The sequence below is a fragment of the Pseudoalteromonas sp. Angola-7 genome, from assembly GCF_028599255.1.
GTDB classification, from domain to species: domain Bacteria; phylum Pseudomonadota; class Gammaproteobacteria; order Enterobacterales; family Alteromonadaceae; genus Pseudoalteromonas; species Pseudoalteromonas atlantica.
Genome location: NZ_JAQREL010000071.1, coordinates 1 through 255, shown reverse-complemented (window position 1 = coordinate 255; position 255 = coordinate 1). Strand labels below are relative to the sequence as shown.

Genomic DNA, 255 nt, shown 5'->3' with positions numbered 1-255 from the left:
ACGCGGCATGGCTGCATCAGGCTTGCGCCCATTGTGCAATATTCCCCACTGCTGCCTCCCGTAGGAGTCTGGGCCGTGTCTCAGTCCCAGTGTGGCTGATCATCCTCTCAAACCAGCTAGGGATCGTCGCCTTGGTGAGCCATTACCTCACCAACTAGCTAATCCCACTTGGGCCAATCTAAAGGCGAGAGCCGAAGCCCCCTTTGGTCCGTAGACATTATGCGGTATTAGCAGTCGTTTCCAACTGTTGTCCCC

Annotated in this window: 1 rRNA gene; it reads right to left on the bottom strand. The window is 56.1% G+C overall.

Annotated elements, in window-relative coordinates:
- Positions 1 to 255: ribosomal RNA gene (locus PSH50_RS21290) — 16S ribosomal RNA — on the bottom strand; the annotation flags it as partial.